The sequence below is a fragment of the Pantanalinema rosaneae CENA516 genome (assembly GCF_050753385.1).
Lineage (GTDB): Bacteria > Cyanobacteriota > Cyanobacteriia > Leptolyngbyales > Leptolyngbyaceae > Pantanalinema > Pantanalinema rosaneae.
The window spans coordinates 1-16932 of record NZ_JBLZFZ010000061.1 but is presented as its reverse complement, the minus strand read 5'-3'; the positions used below and the strand labels follow the sequence as shown (position 1 = coordinate 16932).

The window sequence follows — 16932 nt, the reverse complement described above, 5'->3', positions numbered from 1 at the left end:
TAATATCCTTGGAAAATGATTTAACACTGGAGCCTCAGTTAAGTAGATTGAAGGTTGGAGCGGACAACAGGCGGACAGGGGGCAGCCGGGAATGGCTCTAAACAGAGCGTCATTTCCAACTGCGATCGCGTAGATTGTTCCAGGTGACAGTCACTATTCAAACAATCCACTAAGAACTGGGTTGCTTTATAGTATTCCCACAATTCTTGCTGCTGTAATGGGGTTCTATCCCAGCCAAAATCCATATTTTGAGGCCGCATCACCTGGTCGCGGAATTGTCTCAGCCAATCTGTTCGGTGGGCTTTCCACCACTCCTGCCATGCCAGTTCATTTGCTTCCAGGCTTGGCAACTGGGTCTGAAGCTGTTCCAGGGCGTGATTTAACGGCACGTTATTAGGGAACTGACGACCAAAGGCGAGGGAAAAGCACAGTTCGAGAATTTGCTCATAGTCCGGTTGCTCACCCATTTGTTGCAGATGTTGATAGGTGCGCGCGATCGCTAGATCGGTTGCTAACTCAGGTTCAAGGTCAAAGGCAAGCGACTCATCCAGTGCCAGCGCCAAACTGAGATCCTGGTTGTAACACAGGGTCAGGTAAAATGCTCTCACCGCCGCAGATTTGTAGGTATCAGAGACCATTTCTGATTTCTGGTTGCACCATTGCAACACTTGTTGCAGACCGCTATCAGCTTCCACCAGCGCACTGATCTGGACTCTCATGTGCATGAGTAGAGGCTCCGCCTGGGGCAGCAGGCTCAAGGTCAGTAAGATCACTTCCCGCCAACGAGGTTCTGTAAGATGTTGGGCAAGTTGATGCACTGACTCTAGCCCTTCGTTGAGGCAGCGAGCCATCATCTTGCGAGCGGTTAAGTATTCCTGAAACGTTAAATGGGAAAATGCATAAATGTCTCGGGCTCGCTCGACTAATAAACCGGATTGGAGCGCGATCGATCGCAATACCGTCTCACTCGTTAGCCAAACCTCTTCTAGATCTAGAGTTACCGTAGCCCTTGACTGTAAAAACTCTGAAATGATGGCTAAGACTTCACTTTTTTCAAAATAAGTTCTTCCCTGGTTAAACAAGGTAGACGCAATTTGACTCAACAGGTTCATGGTTTCAGGCAAAGACAGCGAACCACTGCCAAGGTCCCGTTGAATACCACGGACTTTATCCCAGCGCACGAGCAAAATATCCAGTCCTGCTTGATATAGCTTTGCCCGTTTAGCCGGAAACATCGCCCGTTCATAAAATACTAGACAGGCCAGGTGCAACAGGAGCGGAGTCGTCACCATTTCCCGGATTGAGCTATTCTCCGATCGTTCGAGATGTTGCAAAAACTGTTCTGCTTTTGCCATCCCGAGTTCCTCTGTTGCCGTCATGCGTTCTGAATCGCTATAGGTAACCCTGTTTTGAGAGTGTCCCTGACTCATGGCTATAAACCATTTACGGGCAAACGTCGCGACTTGACCCATGTCAAAATCCGATAACTCCACATAGGTAAAACCACGAAACTGATAATCCTGAGCCGCTAGACGACAGGTGATTAAAATCGTGGTTTTGGGATAGGTTCCTGCAAACTTTTGGATTTGATCAGAAAGCTCACTATTGTTCTGCTGAGAAACTTCATCCAGCCCATCTAGTAGGACTAAGACCTTGCCAGTTTGTAACAGTAAAGTCACTTGAGGCGGAGTCAACCCGATCGAACTCCATTGTTCCTCCAGGTGTTTTTCCAGATTGTAAACCGCTCTTGCCTGCGCAGCCGTTGCATAGGTTCGGAGTGAGATGAAAATCGGTAGACAATCCGGATAAAATTTGCCAGTTGCACACTGAATCGCTAAGTGTTGCAAAAGTGTGGTTTTTCCAGAGCCGGGTTTACCCAAAATGACTAGCTGATTACAGGTTGAGAGGACATCTGTAATAGTTAAACAATTAGCTGGTGGCGCTAAGTCCCATTGATTGCTCTGATCCACTTCTGCCAGGTTAGCAACCTCTAGCCATCGCTGACTATTAGGAGTTACCAACACCTGAGTTTGGGTATAAACCTGTTCCACAGCTAAGGGATAGGCCGTATCCAGGCTAACTTGTAATAACCGACATTGGGCTACTATTAGCTCATGAACCTGCGATCTCATTCCTTGGAAGTCCTGATCTAAGTTGCACCCATTTTGTGATGGGATGGGTTCATCCTCCTCCTCATCGGGGGGTGCAACAATTTCTTCCCAATCCAGGTCAAGCTGAAAGCAGATATCGATGAATAAATGACGTTCGATCGGTCGGCCTGAAAAAAATTTCCAAATCGATTGGCGTGTTTCTAACCCAACTGCACTGGCTAGATATTCCTGCGTCCATCCAGTCCGGCGGAATGCCTGTTTTGCCCGTTTAATACCAGCTTCAGACGCTTTGAGCGATCGCTTTGCCATCCCTGACTCTCGACTATATGTTCAAGTTTAAAAAACAGAATTTTGGGGCACCAAGCAACACATGTTTGAGCACAAACGATAGTTGTCCCTGTGGGCAGCTTAACTGCCGGTCAGATAGCCTACTCAAATCACAAATCACATGTTGACGGCGTATTCTGTCCTCAACTTTCTGACTAAAGCTGTGTTTGTGCCAGGGTGATAAACTCCCTCATTCCCTTTTCAATGGAAAAGAGATTGCCCCGGAATTTTGCAACCTCTTTTAAACAGGTCAGCTACCGATGTCAAGAATTATGTAGGGTGAACTATACCGGTCGGCTCAGGAGCGCTGCTGCTGTCTCCTGGATCACAGCCCCTCCAACCAGAAAGGGAACCGGAATGCAATTCAGGGCAGTGGTCTACGTCCACCGCTTGTTCGACTATCAGCTTCTCCAAGCTTCGGTAGCTTAAGGGATAACGGCAGTACCACCGGACGTTAAGCAAGATAATGTCGGGCAAGTAATGTTGCCATTTGAAGGGAGAAGCCGTAGACACAGCCAGGAGAACAGCCGTGTTTGGGATGACTTACCTTACCACTAACCAGTTTTTGCGACCCAACCTTTTATTTGCCATTTAATAGCCTCTACCATTTTTTAGGGGGAGGGGGTAAGGGATGTACTGGCTTGACTACACGTGGCGATCGCCCCAGTTGACTCGGCTCCAGCAGCTAGCTGACTCGCCACTAACTCGATGGAACCATCGGCATTACGGTGCATCCCATTGGCCTGCAGGATGGGTGGTGGGGCGGTGGTCACAGGCGATGAAGCGACTGGGCTGCCTCGATAGCCTGATAGATCCCGCACATCCGCCCATGTTTTCCGCACTTGCACCTGCTGAGTGGGGTTTTCGGGTACGCCACCTTGCCCCGTCATGACGAAGCGACTGCCTTTATCCATGCAGCTCGTGACAATCTGTTGTGAGGAATCGGTGAAGTTCACTGGGAGGTCGTTAATCCTGGAAATGGGATCGACATCAATGGTGTTGATATTGACAGTGCCACTCACCCCAAACTGAGAACTCGCCGTAATATCATTTTCCGGGGTGAGTTGCGGACGAAACTTCAGCCCAAGGAGTCCTTGAGTGGTGATTTGAATGTTACCACCCCGCCCCTGTACAGCATTAGCAATAATATCGCTGTTTTCAAACCCGGCAATGATGGGAGCATTGATGGTGATATTACCGCCATTACCAGTTCCTCCTGCGGTGGCAGTGATTTTGCTGTCATGGCGCATCAACAGGAGATCGCGCAGTTGCAGGTTGATGTTGCCGCCTTCACCGGATTGAGCTACAGCGGTAATGCTGCCTTGGCGATCGAGAACTAGTGAGTTGCCTTTAACCTGCACATTGCCTGCTAACCCTGGCCCATCATTTTTGACACTCACAGCAGCTCCATCCGTTATGCGTAGCAATGGGGTGTTCATAATCAGAGAGCCTGCATTGCCAGTGGGAATAGCCGGTAGCAAAAATGCAGCTTGAGTCGATGGACTAAGGATCTCAGCGTTTGAATAAATCCGAGAGGTTGAGATCGTCCCATCGCCCAGGAATACCCGTCCCTGGACATCGATAAACTCTGAAGCGTTGACTTCTACACTACCCGCTGAACCACTGGCTACGGTAGAAGATCCTAAAGCGGCCCCTCCTCGAACGATTAATCTACCAGTATTGATAATGGCATTACTCGCATTACCAGAACCTTGAGTAAAGGTGGACAGTGAACTTTCTGCAAAGGCTAGAGGGTTGTAACCTGCGATTTCAACTTGTTCAGTGGCATTCACTTGGATCGTGCCCGTGTTTCCAGATCTAAGTGCCACCGCAATAATGTTGCTAGAGTCCAGCACACTCAGCTTCTTTGTGCTGACTGTGATGTTTCCACCATTACCATCACTAGCGGAAAAAGTAACGATCCCGGTATATACGGCTGGATTGCTGGGGGTAAAGCCGCTGATCTCAGTGGCATCGCTCACATTCAGATGGATGTTGGCACCAGCCGTTTGAGTCCGGGTTCTAGAGACAATTCTGGCTCCATCCTGGAGAGAAAGCTTGGCGGCAGAAACCGTGATATCTCCGACTGACCCAGTGCTCAAACTGTTACTTTGGATCAAACTTCCCACTTGCCCATTGGCGGTATTGCCAGTCAACGTTAGGGCCCCTCTGGCATGGATCGTGATTCCTCCAGAGGATTGGGAATCCACTAGATTTTGGAGCAACACCGCTGACCCCTCGGACAGGCTGATGTTGTGTCCTTGAATCTGGATGGAACCATGACTGCCACTGGCGTTCAGCATCGAGTCTTGCGCCAGACGAATATCGTTAAATTGCGACACGGTGGAGTAATCTCCTACCCACCCTGTAGGCGTGGCAGTCAGTCCCACAATTCCAGATTTGGCACTGCCCACTTCCAAGTGTCCGCTGCTATTGATGGAAGCGACCCCCCCAGAAAAGTTGACCGCGCCACCAATAAACGCCAATGTTCGATTGACTCCAGCCTGTAGTCCAAGGGGGCTATTGATAGCACTGACCTGACCAAAGCCAGTAACATCTATTAACTGATTGCCAGATCCTTGTACCGTAATTGCTCCTGGATTGCTGCCCATCTGCAAGCCAATCGGCACATTGACGGTCAAGAGGGGGGCGCTGGTGGTATTCGTCGCACTAAATTGCCCACCGTCAGCAAAGAGAACACTATTGGCGGTACTGGCGACAAAGGAACCACCGATATTCAAGCGGGCATTGGGCCCAAACAGAATGCCGTTGGGGTTGAGCAAGTAGAGACTGGCGGTGCTGTTAGTTCGAATTAAGCCATCAATGGTTGAAGGACTGCCGCTTGTAACTCGGGCAAAGATGTTTTGCACATCTAGGCCATTGTTGAAGGACGCGGAACCGCCTGTGGGCACGGAGAATTGACTGAAGCTGTGGTATAAATTACCGCCCGATCGCGCTCCCCCATCAATTGTAAAGTCCAAATTATTGGGACTGTTCACCACTGTAGGTAAGGTGCCATCCGGTGCAATCTGGGCGATGGTTCCTGCCATCCCTGCCATCCAGCCCAATATCGTTATCCCGCTGGAGAGCGCGACTTTCCTCATTGGCAGTTCACCCAAAAAACTTTTGCTAGAGTCAATTATAATGTTACAGGATGGCGTTAGGACGGTAGAGCAGGGATAGATTCGTGTTTAGCCATGCCCATGCCTGCTTCCTACAGTTAAGATCGGCGCACCAAAACCATCGAGGCGATTAAACGTGGCGAAGGCAAAATGTCTGTGTGTCGAACGGTGTAGATTAGCTGCAACATGTTAAACCTATCGTCAATTACCAATCTTGAATCTCTGGGATTTCAATAGTCATAGCCAGTTGGCGATCGATCAATTCTTGAAGCATAGAAAGTTGTGGTTCCAGTTCAGCGATCGCTTCCCGTCGTTGAATTCTGGCTCGCCAGTCACGGTACTTCTCGCTGCCTGCCTTCCCCACGTGCTGATTCTTACCCTTCTTCAGTCACTCTAAGCAGAAGAAAATATCAATTGTAGGCTCAGCCGATGTATCAACGGACAGACGAACTCGTTCATTTTGTCCGTCCGTTGCTCGAACCCTGTTTGCAGACCGGTCATGGGAAACAGTTCTAACCACCGTTTGAGCCAGTTAAAACAAATCAGCGGTTGAATGATTAAGCGCAGGTTGTTGAGCAGATTTTTCCAGCCACTTTGATTGTCCCACTAGGGATGCTGAGCAAACTGCTGATAAGTCAGGGGACAAGGTCAAACAGAATACGCAAAAAATCGAGCATAAACACTTGACCTTACGCACCCGCATTAAGCGTACACCTTTGGCGGAGCGAAGTTCTATAGCGCGCAAGACGATCTGCTTCTCCAAGTCCGAATGGATGCATGATATTGTGATTGGGCTGTTCCTCAACCGCTATGAATTTGGACGGGCGGTTTGATCCCATTAATCCCCATGTCTAGAACATTACCCGCATTTGACTGTGGGATTGCTCATCCTGCATCTGTCGTTACCTGTTCTTTCCCACTGTGAACGATCGCTAAGATCCTTGGGACAATAGCATCAGCTAGGCAGTATGGGTGAAAATCAATAAAACCTCACTGGAAGCCTTTCGAGTAATGACTGCAATTCAACCGAAATCAACTTTACTCAGTGTCACTCTGCAATCTACTGCGATCGAGAACCGCCCTGCCCAGGTTGTTTGGGTAATCTGTCGAGTGGCGGTCGGCTTACTGATGATCCACAACGGATTTAGCAAACTGGCAGACGTGCAGGGATTTGCAGACGGAGTTGTAAGCTTTATTGGCTTGCCCTACCCAGTGTTCTTCACCTATTGTGCTGCCTACGCTGAAATTGTGAGTTCGATTCTGCTGGCTGTTGGATTATTCACTCGGCTCAACGCCTTGATCCTGCTATTTACCATGCTGATTGCGGTATTCTTTCATCTCAAGAAAGACGGCTGGCATGTTCCTCCGTTAGAAACGGCTTCCCTGTATGCCCTGTGGTTTAGCTTTTTCTTGACCAATGGGGGTGGGTTATTCTCCCTCGACACGGCGATCGCACGTTGGTTGGGGAGATCCACATCTCCGTAAGGTAGTCAATGGGAATTAGTATCGGCAGTGGATTGGATCGAAGCTGTATTTCCGAATCAGGCAACCAAGAGCGATGTTCTTCAGACAGGCTCCGCTGTCAGGAGCCATTGTTGCTCGTGCAATCGCTGCCACGCTTGCTTGATGTGTTGTGGCTTAAAGGATTTTCGTTGCCCTAGTCGCCACACTTCAACCGCAGCGTTGGCGAAGCCCTCCGAAGGAATCGCTTGCTCTGCATTTGCCGCTGCCTGCGGATCTGCTTGCATCACCCAGTGGGCGATCGCCAGCACTTCCAAAGTATAAGTCCTTCACGGGCACTGTCAAACCCGCCAATGACATAGGCAGCAGGTAGGAGGAACAATGCCAACCCCAGCCAGTTGAACTGCAAGGCACTCCAACCCAGCAGCACTAGAAATCCACAAAGCAATACTGCCAGAGCATCCGGATGGTCGGTGGCAACGCGAGTCAGACGAGTAAGGTGGAGCATGGGCAGAATCAAGAACACCTGCTCTCAGGCTAAACCTTGACATTAATGTTAATGTTAAGGTTGTAGGCTCTTTTCGGGTGGAAATGACAGCACTGACGATCAAAGAATTAACCGATGCCGTTGGGGGCAGGATTACCCCTCGGATGGTGCGGCACTACCATCAGTTAGGATTGCTGCCGCAACCTGCGCGATCGCCCGGAAACTATCGGCTCTATAGCGAATCGGATGTGCAACGCCTGAAGCGGATTGTTGCCTTAAAGCAGCAAGGATTTCAACTGGCTCATATCCAAAAATTACTGGAGACGGATGCCAGTCATGATGTCCCAGAGTCGCTGCTATCTCAGCTACAGCAGCAGTATCAAGCGGTGGTCGGGCAAATCGCTCAACTCCGACACACGGCATCTGCCCTGGAACGATTGCTGGGGCGCGATCGATCCTGTCAGGCAACGCAGGCGGAAGTCCTGGCACGCTTGAAACAGCTAGAGGTGCAGACTCAAATGCAGTTGAACGGTTTTGAGGAATTGTGGGATGAACTGGATGCCAACGTTCATGCTCACCCTGAATCCTTTCAAGAATCGCTGCAATGGTTGTTGCCTGACCTGGGTGTTCGTGGAACGTCTCCACAGGAGACTCGCTCTGAAATTGAGGTGGATCTGCTCTCCCAGTTGGTGCTGGCGTGTGGAGATGTGAGTCTGGTGCCGTTTGTCCGGGTCGGGAAAGGAGCGATCGCTGCCAGCCGAGAGGCCCTCAAAGCAGGGTGTTCGGTGGTGACGGATGTGCCAATGGTGGCAGCAGCGTTGGATCACACCCGCTTGCGGCATCTGGGCTGTGAGGTGACTACCCTGATCGATGATCCTCATGTCACGACGGCACCCGATGCAGAGCAAGCCTTTTGGCAGTATCAGGACTGGCAGGAGCCATTGAGTAACTGTCCTGATGGATGCATTCTGCTGATCGGCTATGCCCCCTCCATTTTGCTAGCGGTATGTCAGGCAATTCAGCAACAAGCCATTCAGCCTGCTCTGGTGATTGGGATGCCGATCGGGTTCAGTCATGCCCCGATCGCCAAACGCCAACTGATGCGATCGGGCTTGCCCTTCATCACGATCGAGGGGGCATTGGGTGGCGGGCTACTGGCAGCGACAGCACTGAATGCTTTAGCGGAATCGCTGATTACCAAGCCCAATTGCCACTGCTATCTAACAACTTAAGTATTTGCTTAGAACACAGGAAATTGCCCTTGTAGAAGTTCCTCGGCTTTAGTGCAACGGGCACAGGCACATCCCGTCGGAAGCAAAGGGCGATCGGAGGGAGATGCGACAGCAACAGAAATAGTGTGATGGTCAGTTGTAGGCTCTACCGAGGTTGATTGCAAGAAGCTAACAGGTGTACTGGCTTCAGCAGGACTGCTAACCAGTACCAAAGCAGCAAGAACGATAGGATATGAAAAAAGGGTAAGTTTGGTCAAGCTCATGGTTTTTTTGCCAGTACTTAGTCACCCAATTTAGCCTTTGTTCATAAAATTGTCATCAAAAAACATGTAGTATGGAGCGATTTCTCCGAGAATCATTTTGCCAATGGGCTGACGGTGACGGAGACGGTAAAAGACCAAAATTATCAGTGCAAGAGGGGCGACTGTATGAATCACTAAGCTGATTGGCATCGTGATGTACAGTGCAGCCAGTCCACCCCCACATCACCTGATTTCGGAGCAGTACATAAATGGCGATCACAAGCCAACTGAGGGGACCAACCCAAACTAAAATCTTGCCCCATTGGTGATTCCATTGCTATGTTGTTTTACCACTACCTAAAAAGCCAGTGATGATAGTAACAGGAAGTTTGGTGTCAGTGGTTGAGAAATCAGACATAGAGGCTGGAAAAGGGAGTAGGGAGTGGGAAGTGGGGAGTAGGGAGTGGGGAGTAAGGAATAGAAAGTTGCAGAAATCAAGGTATTTAACCCCATTCTCCACTTCCCCATTTACGACTTAATGAAAAGATGGACTATGACGAATTAGATCCATAAATTCCTGACGGGTTCTGGCATCGTCGGCAAACACACCCTGCATGGAACTAGTCACTGTCCAGGAACCGGGCTTTTGTACACCCCGCATCACCATACACATGTGGGTAGCTTCCACCACAACGGCAACACCCTGCGGGTCTTCACCCATGCCTAACAGGAGTGTGCGAACCGCTTGCTGCATCTCTGCTTCAGAAACGGCTGGCTTTGATTCTGTGATCACCGCTTGCTTACGGATATCGTCAGGAGAAAAGGATAGTGTCATGAGTGAAATTGAGTTAGGAACATTAGTCGTAAGGATGAGGGGTAAGACACGCAATACCCCTCCCTCCAGCAGACAACTGCACTACTGAAAGACTTGGGATCAGGCAAGGCAGGCGGTTAACTGTTGTCGCAGTTCGTCTGCATTCAGGTTGCGCCCGATCAAGACCATCTGAGTTTTCGGCGGAGTCCGCCATTCTTCTCCTTGCAAGTCGAATCGAGGACCACTCAGTTGAAAGACATTGCGGAGATCACTTTCTGCGAACCAGAGGATACCTTTGGCTCGGAATACCTCTTTGGGCAATTGTTCTTGCAAGAATAGTTCAAACTTTTTCACGTCAAAGGGTCGATCGCTTTCAAAGGCGATCGACACAAACCCATCGTTGTCCAGATGATCGGAATGGTGATGATGGTGTTCATGAGGATGCTGGGTGTGATCTTCATGATGACCATGCGAATGGTGATGATCATGCGAATGATGATCGTGATCGTGCTGAGTTTGCTCAATCTCTTCTTGAACGAGATCGGCATAGGCTTCTGGGTTGTTATATCCTACGTCCAATATCAACGGCAGTGGCACCTTTCCATGCTGGCTATGAAGAATTCTGGCACTTGCTTTGACCGTATTGATGTAAGCTTCTAACTCCTGCACTTTCTCCGGTAATGTCAGATCCGTTTTGTTCAAAATCGTGACATCTCCATAAGCGATTTGTTTCAGTGCGGCTTCGCTGTCGAAGTGATCGGGGGTAAAGGTTTCAGAATCGACAACGGTGACGATCGAATCGAGCCGAGTTAAGTCACGCAGTTCCGTTCCCAGAAAGGTCAAAATAATCGGCAGTGGATCGGCAACACCCGTCGTTTCAATCACCATGTAATCGACCCGATCGTCCCGCTCCAGCACGTTATATACCGCATCCACCAAGCCATCATTGATGGTGCAGCAAATACAGCCATTACTTAGTTCCACCATGTCTTCATCCATTGACACCAGTAACTGACTGTCGATGTTAATATCACCAAATTCATTCACCAAGATCGCAACTTTTAGATCCTGGCGATTGTTCAAAATGTGGTTGAGTAATGTGGTTTTACCACTGCCGAGAAATCCCGTGATAATCGTGACAGGCATTCCTCGTTTGGGAATGTCCAGGGTGCTGGGAGTGGGAAGAGTTGTTGTGTTGGTCATATCCAATTCCTCAAATTAAATCGCAATGCGTTCAACTAACTGTGCTTTAATTAATTCAGCATTTAAGTTTCGCCCGATGAACACTAACTGATTATGCTTTGGTGACTGCGATCGATTCTCTTTCAGAGACATTGCATGAACGCTTTTCATATCACATCGCTTACCACTCAGTTGCAAAATATGGCGCAGTTGGCTGCCCTGGAACCAGACAATTCCCTTGGCGCGGTAAACATCAGGAGACAGATGATCCAGAAAGTTTTGGAATTTGGGTAAGTCGAAGGGGCGCTGGCGCAGTTGCTCTGGAAGCGATTCGCTTTCAAATGACACCGCTACAAACCCATCATTTTCTAGATGATGAGAATGTTTATGGTCATGATGCTCATGAATTGGCTGGGATGAGTTGAGGTAGGTACTGGTATCATTAAATCCAATATCCAAAATTAACGGCAGTGGCACCTCTCCATATTGAACCGAGATGATACGAGCGCCTGATTTGATCGAGCGAATATAATCTTCCAATCCATTCACGATTTGAGGAGAAACCAGATCGGTCTTGTTCACCAGAATAATGTCTCCAAAGATAAGTTGGTTGAGTGCGGCTTCACTCTCGTAATGAGTGGAGGTAAAGGATTCAGCATCCACAACTGTCAGCACTGAATCTAGCCGCGTGACATCCCGCAACTCTGTACTGACAAAGCTCAACATGATCGGCAAGGGGTCAGCAATGCCAGTCGTTTCAACCACAATGTAATCAACTGAGTCATGGCGATCGACCATTTCATACACAGTATCAACCAGGCTTTGATTGATGGTACAACAAATACAGCCATTGCCCAGTTGCACCATGTTTTCATCCACAGAAACTAACAGTTGCGAGTCAATATCAATGTCACCAAACTCATTCACAATTACAGCAATTTTTAAGCCTTGGCGATTGTTCAGAATATGATTGAGCAGCGTGGTTTTGCCACTGCCCAAAAAGCCTGTGATGATGGTAACGGGTGTGATGCGCTGAGGAACGCTCACCGATTCTGGATAAACTTGCATCACTGAATTGGACATAATGCCTCCTTAAGTTCGCAAGTAAGTCGCAGCCAGATGATAGACCAGCGCTTTCTGTTGCATGGTTTGAAAAATATTGTAAAAACCATTGGCACGAGACGGAGTCAGGCTGACATCCAGCCCGGTTTGTTGAATGAAATCGGGCTTTAACTGGATAATTTCTGCGGGGGCCAACCCGTTCAATCCTTCAACCAACAGCCCCACTAATCCCTTGGTTAGTTGAGAGTCGGAATCGCCCTGAAAGATCACCTTGCCCTGCTGCAAACTGGCAGTCACATACACTTGAGAAACACAGCCAGAAACTTTATGGTCTGCCACCTTTTGCTCATCGGGAAATGGCGGCAGGCAATTGGCAAAGCAAAGCAAGTACTCATAGCGCCGCTTCGGTTCCGAAATCTGTTGGAACCGCTGGACAATCCGCTCAAGGGAGGCAGGCAAGGGTTGGGAGACGGGCGACATACTGTTCTAGTAGCAAGCTATCTATAAAAATGATAATCATTCTCATTATATAGGAAGTGGGTGAAAAACTGAAGCAGTTCTTCGCAAGCGATACCACCCCTGCGGTTGATCTACTTCCTATGTGGTACTGAGGCGCACTGCTCATAGCAGTGTGCTGATTTAGCTAAACCCGAAATTCAGAATGTGTCATAATACCCTGATTGTGTTATTGTTCAGTTACTTATTCGGTTCTGATGGGGAGCAGCCATCAGACGCAAGGGGGAAAGTCCGGTGCAAATCCGGCGCTGTCCCGCAACTGTGAGCCGATTTTAGATTGCCGATTTTAGATTTTTGATGGGGGTGTATTGCGACCTCAGGCCAAAATCCAAAGTCCAAAATTGTGTGAGTCAGAATGCCCGCCGAGTTGTCAACCCGTTACATAATCATCTGCGAGGTACAGATGATGGCTATCTTAGCTTTCAAATCATTTACTGGGCTTAGGGCAATTTTTCTTAAGTTGAATTTGTAGCGTCTTCATTTGAAGTTGCCGATTTGTAGAAAAGTACCCCTGCTCAGGCATTGATTGGTTGAAGCCACATTCCAATATGTGGCTTACATGGCTGTTGTTCCGGGATTGTTGAATCCTGCTAGGCAGATATTTGGGTTGCCCGCGATCGCTTCATTCTGCTTGTTTACGGCAGAAGTGAAACAGATTTTTGCAACTATTTTCAGTGTTAAGACGCTACAACCATGTTCGTACAAACCATTCAAACTGCAATGACGGGATATTCCCACGTTGGTAAAAATTGTGAAGTCAAAAGAGCAGTAGAAGCCTTACAGCCAGTGCGGGAGGAGAACCATGCGACCTCAAGATAGCACCTGGCAGGGCTGTTTCGGCTACTGGAAAAATCTATTCATTCGAGAAAACCTTTTGCCACTGGGACACGCCGCATGGCAAGGATTTATCACTCAAGGACGAGGCATCGTGGTATGCCATGTGGTGCTCGTCGATGCTAAGTCTGTGGATTGGAATAGCGACATCGTGGAATACCCACTCCAGTTTGTTCCTCTCCCCAACATTTCAGCCTACTTGCAGTTTCTCAACCTGGAAGCAACTTTAATTGATACCTTTTACGATCGCCCCTGGCAACCCAATGAACCGCATCAAACTCGATTGGTCTTTATTGGGCGATCGCTGAATTCAGAACCAGTTTTCTCTGCACTCCAGAAGAGTACCAATGCTCAGCCAGTTTAGCGTTGTATGGAAAATTTCTTTTTGTGATTGTTTTAACGAACTTTCTGGCGATGGACTACAACGGTTGAAAAGGGTAGTAAATCCAATAAATCTGATCCAGGTCGAAGCTGAAACGTCGGGAATTTTAATTGCCAATCTTTCCAGATTTGCAAATAACGCGATGGTTCATGCCCCACCTTTTGCGATGGCAGCAAAGCTCCCGTTAAAATAGTCTTCTCCAGGATGGCTTCGGCAAACCCAGTCACCTCAGATAAATCCGCTTTCGTCAAATTGGTATGACTTAAATTTGCCTCGGTTAAACAACTTTGGTGTAAATTTGCCAGAATCAAAAATGCCTTTGTCAAATTTGCTTGCGTGAAGTTAACAGAACTGAGATTAGAGCGAATTAAGAATGCGCCACTTAAATCCGCTCGATGCAGATTTGCACCACTGAAATCAACGCTCATCAGAGATGCACCACGCAAATCGGCGCAGTTTAAATCAACATCCCGCATCCGGACATCTCTGAGATAAATACCACGTAGATTGACTCCTCGAAAGTCACGATCGCCCCGTCGATAGCGTTCTAAAAGCTCGTCTGCTCTCATGTAGGATAGTTTAACCCGATTGCTTGCAGTTTTGCACTTCGGCATAATTTAACAGACCGCATCCGGCTTGACTATCCCGGCAAGGGGCATTTGAGGATTATAAAATGATTAAGAGCATACATATTCTGGGTTGGGTCGCCATACTGTGTGGGATTTCGGGATTTGACGGAAGCCTGACCGCTACTGCTACAAATGGTATGCTGCGCGATTCCGCCCAGGACAAATTCGCTTCATTAAATGACCATCAACAACTTGCGCTTCAGCCAACTCGTCCGACCGAAACACCCGATCAATGGGTAGAACTAGGACGGCGAGTGCATGGAGGCTTTGGCTCCTACATTGCCTTGGGCATTCGTATCGGTTTGGATGCTATGCAACGATTAAATGCAGCCCCCCGCACACTGGATGTCACCTACTACAGTGGGACGATCGCACCATGCCCTTGTGTTGCAGATGGCATCATGATTGCCACCACTTCAACCCCTGGACAAAACTTGTTGCAAGTTGCTACGACTACCAGCCCAGAGGGAACTTTTGGCGTTGCTGAGATTCGCGATCGCAAAACTGGAAAGATGCTCCGCTACACCATTCCAGCAACTACCAGAACGCAATTGGATGTCTGGAACCAGGACACCACTGGACGACAACGCTACGATGCCGTAATGAATGCTTCCGAAGAGTCGCTATTCTCGGTAGAAGCCATCCCCTGATTCGCTGTTCAAATCAACGATATATTTAGCCAAGATTGAAGCCCCAGCAGGCGAACCAACTGGGACTTCAGGGAAGTTTTGAGATGCGTAGCAGGAATGACAAACCACCTACCCAACGCTATTAAACAACGCTACCCATAGAACTCCTGCTGCACCCACAGCCAGCAGTAAATTTGTGAAAAAGCGACCTGCCTCCGCATTAAAGCCAAGCACTTTATCTTCTTTGCCAGCAGTGAAAAACAGTGACCATGCCTGGTTTGCACTGATGACTTCAGACTGAGCGTTAAAGCCAGGTCTGAATACAACTGGACCGATCAGATACTTGTTGGGAAAATCGAAGTCAGTTTTCATGAGAGTTATCTCCAAAATAGATGACGTTTACTGATCTAAAACTTACCTAGAGGGAAAAGCCTACAGCCCTGTCAGCCAACCAATTACACCGTGTCCAGTTACCACTTCCAGGATCAGGGCAGACACAAAGCCAATCATTGCCAGCCGTCCATTCAGCTTTTCCGCATATTCGTTAAAGCCAAACTTTTGGGTGTCATCCACATACATCTTGGGTTCAACCGCATAAACATTGGCACGTCCACCCTCTTCCATCACCTGTCCACGAACCATGATGCTGTTTCCTTTTGCTTAACCTTATGTAACAAAGTATAGCTTAATGTAAATAAATATTGCAATAATCTTGACATAAGAATCTTTTCGTATAATCTGAACCGGAAAGTCGGCTAACCGTAAAAATGCTTCTGAGTACCAATACAGCTAAGAATCTCGAATCAGGAGCAACTGCTGCTTAACCCAGCTAATCCGACCTTCCCGCTCAAATTGACCGAGCAGGCGGGTCACGGTGACACGGGTAGTCCCCAGGGTGTCAGCAAAATCCTGATGGGTGAGTCGAAGTTTAATCAGGTGTCCCTGCTCTGACTCATGACCAAACTTATTAGCCAGCCAATCTAATAGTTGCCAGAACCGATGATGAATCTGTCCGCTACGAACTCGCAGCAACTCTTGAGTTTGGTGGAGATGGGAAAATAAGATTTGATTTAACTGATCGCATTCATTCAAATGCAGAACCCGCGCCTGAACATCTGTTAAGCATTCCATCTCATACGGTTGAATTCTGGTCAGAGATTGCCCAATGACATCTCCTTCACCCCAGAAACCAAGCGCAATAACCGTACCATCATCAGTCAGGGTGTAGGTACGCACTGCGCCAGATTCAATTTGCCAAAGCTGGTTGCGATGGGCAGGCAAATACTCCCGCCGTTTAAACAACCGAAGTATTAAACCCTCTGGCTTTGCCAGCACTAAATTAGAATTTGCCATTGGTTCTGTTAAGAGAGGGGTTAGGAGGAGAACCCATCGACCCTTGCCCAACTACGCTGATATTTCAGGGTCGTGAGGCGGAAAAGACAACTGGCCTGTATTTAGATTGGGCTGGGAGGATTCGATCTCACTTTCCTGGAATGATAGGACTGATTTTGTTGCCTAATAGTCTCAATAGCTAGGGTAGGCATCTCTTGCCAGCAGGTTGGGCAAAACCAGTAGATCCCAGAATTGCGGATGTGACGCAAAAGGTTGCCATTACAGCAAGGACAATCACTCATAGGACTTTTATTACCTCCATAGTGCTCAGGACGATGACAGTATTAACAGCTTATGGGTTGTCAGGTATGTCCTTCCATTCTTGATAAATATTTGCAATAAGTCAAGGTAGAGACAAAAAAAGATGAGGAATTCCTATCGCTATAAGGCTTCAGGTGGATTCAGGTGTGGTGGACTTGTGGCTAGAATTCCTTTTCGAGCCATTCAGGACGTTCCTGGCGAGGAATATTGGGGAGTGGGGAGTGGGGAGTCTGTCTCTTATACACATCT

At 48.3% G+C, this 16932-nt stretch carries 16 protein-coding genes, 4 pseudogenes and 1 riboswitch; of the genes and pseudogenes, 5 read left to right on the top strand and 15 right to left on the bottom strand.

The window, feature by feature from the left end; all coding sequences use genetic code 11:
* Positions 1-38: 38 nt before the first annotated feature.
* The 5 genes and pseudogenes from ACN4EK_RS26130 to ACN4EK_RS26110 form a co-directional block, all read right to left on the bottom strand.
* On the bottom strand, positions 39-2420 hold the full coding sequence (locus ACN4EK_RS26130) for an NACHT domain-containing protein (RefSeq protein WP_431661222.1): 2382 nt from the start codon (positions 2418-2420) through the stop codon (positions 39-41).
* A gap of 390 nt (positions 2421-2810) precedes the next feature.
* Positions 2811-2951, bottom strand: a pseudogene (locus tag ACN4EK_RS26125) (IS6 family transposase); the annotation flags it as partial.
* Positions 2952-3049: 98 nt separating this feature from the next.
* On the bottom strand, positions 3050-5542 hold the full coding sequence (locus tag ACN4EK_RS26120) for a filamentous hemagglutinin N-terminal domain-containing protein (protein ID WP_431661221.1): 2493 nt from the start codon (positions 5540-5542) through the stop codon (positions 3050-3052).
* A 223-nt stretch (positions 5543-5765) separates the two neighbouring features.
* A complete protein-coding gene (locus ACN4EK_RS26115) occupies positions 5766-5924 on the bottom strand; it encodes a hypothetical protein (RefSeq protein ID WP_431661220.1) in 159 nt (52 codons plus the stop codon).
* Between the two features lie 29 nt (positions 5925-5953).
* A pseudogene (locus tag ACN4EK_RS26110) lies at positions 5954-6205 on the bottom strand (IS701 family transposase); the annotation flags it as partial.
* Between the two features lie 5 nt (positions 6206-6210).
* Between ACN4EK_RS26110 and ACN4EK_RS26105 the strand changes: the two are divergent.
* Positions 6211-6393, top strand: a pseudogene (locus tag ACN4EK_RS26105) (IS1 family transposase); the annotation flags it as partial.
* Positions 6394-6571: 178 nt separating this feature from the next.
* Complete coding sequence (locus ACN4EK_RS26100) at positions 6572-7045, top strand: DoxX family protein (protein WP_431661219.1); 474 nt, start codon at positions 6572-6574, stop codon at positions 7043-7045.
* A gap of 80 nt (positions 7046-7125) precedes the next feature.
* Here ACN4EK_RS26100 and ACN4EK_RS26095 read toward each other — a convergent pair whose 3' ends face one another.
* Both ACN4EK_RS26095 and ACN4EK_RS26090 read right to left on the bottom strand, forming a co-directional pair.
* On the bottom strand, positions 7126-7338 hold the full coding sequence (locus ACN4EK_RS26095; protein ID WP_431661218.1) for a hypothetical protein: 213 nt from the start codon (positions 7336-7338) through the stop codon (positions 7126-7128).
* Complete coding sequence (locus tag ACN4EK_RS26090; RefSeq protein WP_431661217.1) at positions 7308-7529, bottom strand: hypothetical protein; 222 nt, start codon at positions 7527-7529, stop codon at positions 7308-7310. The genes ACN4EK_RS26095 and ACN4EK_RS26090 overlap by 31 nt, the downstream gene beginning before the upstream one ends.
* Before the next feature lie 83 nt (positions 7530-7612).
* Here ACN4EK_RS26090 and ACN4EK_RS26085 point away from each other — a divergent pair, with 83 nt between their 5' ends.
* Positions 7613-8740: a precorrin-8X methylmutase gene (locus ACN4EK_RS26085; RefSeq protein WP_431661216.1), complete on the top strand. Its 1128-nt coding sequence runs from the start codon at positions 7613-7615 to the stop codon at positions 8738-8740.
* Between the two features lie 777 nt (positions 8741-9517).
* Here the strand turns inward: ACN4EK_RS26085 and ACN4EK_RS26080 are convergent.
* The 4 genes and pseudogenes from ACN4EK_RS26080 to ACN4EK_RS26065 all read right to left on the bottom strand — a co-directional run.
* Positions 9518-9691: pseudogene (locus ACN4EK_RS26080) on the bottom strand (GTP cyclohydrolase I); the annotation flags it as partial.
* A 225-nt stretch (positions 9692-9916) separates the two neighbouring features.
* Positions 9917-10999 (bottom strand): CobW family GTP-binding protein, encoded by a 1083-nt coding sequence (locus tag ACN4EK_RS26075; protein ID WP_431661215.1) that lies wholly within the window; start codon positions 10997-10999, stop codon positions 9917-9919.
* A 15-nt stretch (positions 11000-11014) separates the two neighbouring features.
* Positions 11015-12061 (bottom strand): CobW family GTP-binding protein, encoded by a 1047-nt coding sequence (locus tag ACN4EK_RS26070; RefSeq protein WP_431661214.1) that lies wholly within the window; start codon positions 12059-12061, stop codon positions 11015-11017.
* Between the two features lie 9 nt (positions 12062-12070).
* Entirely contained in the window at positions 12071-12520 is a 450-nt protein-coding gene (locus ACN4EK_RS26065; protein ID WP_431661213.1) for a SufE family protein, read from the bottom strand.
* A 208-nt stretch (positions 12521-12728) separates the two neighbouring features.
* A riboswitch (cobalamin riboswitch) is annotated at positions 12729-12937 on the top strand.
* 421 nt (positions 12938-13358) lie between these two features.
* On the opposite strand from ACN4EK_RS26065, the gene ACN4EK_RS26060 reads away from it, so the two are divergent.
* A complete protein-coding gene (locus ACN4EK_RS26060; RefSeq protein ID WP_431661211.1) occupies positions 13359-13754 on the top strand; it encodes a hypothetical protein in 396 nt (131 codons plus the stop codon).
* A gap of 32 nt (positions 13755-13786) precedes the next feature.
* Here the strand turns inward: ACN4EK_RS26060 and ACN4EK_RS26055 are convergent, their stop codons facing one another.
* Positions 13787-14341 (bottom strand): pentapeptide repeat-containing protein, encoded by a 555-nt coding sequence (locus ACN4EK_RS26055; protein WP_431661209.1) that lies wholly within the window; start codon positions 14339-14341, stop codon positions 13787-13789.
* A gap of 104 nt (positions 14342-14445) precedes the next feature.
* On the opposite strand from ACN4EK_RS26055, the gene ACN4EK_RS26050 reads away from it, so the two are divergent.
* Entirely contained in the window at positions 14446-15051 is a 606-nt protein-coding gene (locus ACN4EK_RS26050; protein ID WP_431661208.1) for a formylmethanofuran dehydrogenase subunit E family protein, read from the top strand.
* Between the two features lie 108 nt (positions 15052-15159).
* Here the strand turns inward: ACN4EK_RS26050 and ACN4EK_RS26045 are convergent, their stop codons facing one another.
* The 3 genes from ACN4EK_RS26045 to ACN4EK_RS26035 all read right to left on the bottom strand — a co-directional run bounded on the left by ACN4EK_RS26045 (position 15160) and on the right by ACN4EK_RS26035 (position 16383).
* The gene (locus ACN4EK_RS26045; protein ID WP_431661207.1) at positions 15160-15402 is read right to left on the bottom strand and encodes a hypothetical protein; all 243 of its coding nucleotides are present in this window, start codon (positions 15400-15402) and stop codon (positions 15160-15162) included.
* 60 nt (positions 15403-15462) lie between these two features.
* On the bottom strand, positions 15463-15672 hold the full coding sequence (locus ACN4EK_RS26040) for a chlorophyll a/b-binding protein (protein ID WP_431661205.1): 210 nt from the start codon (positions 15670-15672) through the stop codon (positions 15463-15465).
* Between the two features lie 147 nt (positions 15673-15819).
* Positions 15820-16383, bottom strand: coding sequence for a Crp/Fnr family transcriptional regulator (locus tag ACN4EK_RS26035; RefSeq protein ID WP_431661204.1), 564 nt, complete (start codon positions 16381-16383; stop codon positions 15820-15822).
* Between the last annotated feature and the right edge of the window lie 549 nt (positions 16384-16932).

Excerpts from the sequence above, each read along its gene's own strand:
- ACN4EK_RS26130 (WP_431661222.1), bottom strand. The coding sequence starts at position 2,420 with ATGGCAAAGCGATCGCTCAAAGCGTCTGAAGCTGGTATTAAACGGGCA.
- ACN4EK_RS26120 (WP_431661221.1), bottom strand. The coding sequence starts at position 5,542 with ATGAGGAAAGTCGCGCTCTCCAGCGGGATAACGATATTGGGCTGGATG.
- ACN4EK_RS26060 (WP_431661211.1), top strand. The coding sequence starts at position 13,359 with ATGCGACCTCAAGATAGCACCTGGCAGGGCTGTTTCGGCTACTGGAAA.
- ACN4EK_RS26090 (WP_431661217.1), bottom strand. The coding sequence starts at position 7,529 with ATGCTCCACCTTACTCGTCTGACTCGCGTTGCCACCGACCATCCGGAT.
- ACN4EK_RS26075 (WP_431661215.1), bottom strand. The coding sequence starts at position 10,999 with ATGACCAACACAACAACTCTTCCCACTCCCAGCACCCTGGACATTCCC.
- ACN4EK_RS26040 (WP_431661205.1), bottom strand. The coding sequence starts at position 15,672 with ATGGTTCGTGGACAGGTGATGGAAGAGGGTGGACGTGCCAATGTTTAT.
- ACN4EK_RS26070 (WP_431661214.1), bottom strand. The coding sequence starts at position 12,061 with ATGTCCAATTCAGTGATGCAAGTTTATCCAGAATCGGTGAGCGTTCCT.
- ACN4EK_RS26100 (WP_431661219.1), top strand. The coding sequence starts at position 6,572 with ATGACTGCAATTCAACCGAAATCAACTTTACTCAGTGTCACTCTGCAA.
- ACN4EK_RS26045 (WP_431661207.1), bottom strand. The coding sequence starts at position 15,402 with ATGAAAACTGACTTCGATTTTCCCAACAAGTATCTGATCGGTCCAGTT.
- ACN4EK_RS26055 (WP_431661209.1), bottom strand. The coding sequence starts at position 14,341 with ATGAGAGCAGACGAGCTTTTAGAACGCTATCGACGGGGCGATCGTGAC.
- ACN4EK_RS26035 (WP_431661204.1), bottom strand. The coding sequence starts at position 16,383 with ATGGCAAATTCTAATTTAGTGCTGGCAAAGCCAGAGGGTTTAATACTT.
- ACN4EK_RS26065 (WP_431661213.1), bottom strand. The coding sequence starts at position 12,520 with ATGTCGCCCGTCTCCCAACCCTTGCCTGCCTCCCTTGAGCGGATTGTC.
- ACN4EK_RS26085 (WP_431661216.1), top strand. The coding sequence starts at position 7,613 with ATGACAGCACTGACGATCAAAGAATTAACCGATGCCGTTGGGGGCAGG.
- ACN4EK_RS26050 (WP_431661208.1), top strand. The coding sequence starts at position 14,446 with ATGATTAAGAGCATACATATTCTGGGTTGGGTCGCCATACTGTGTGGG.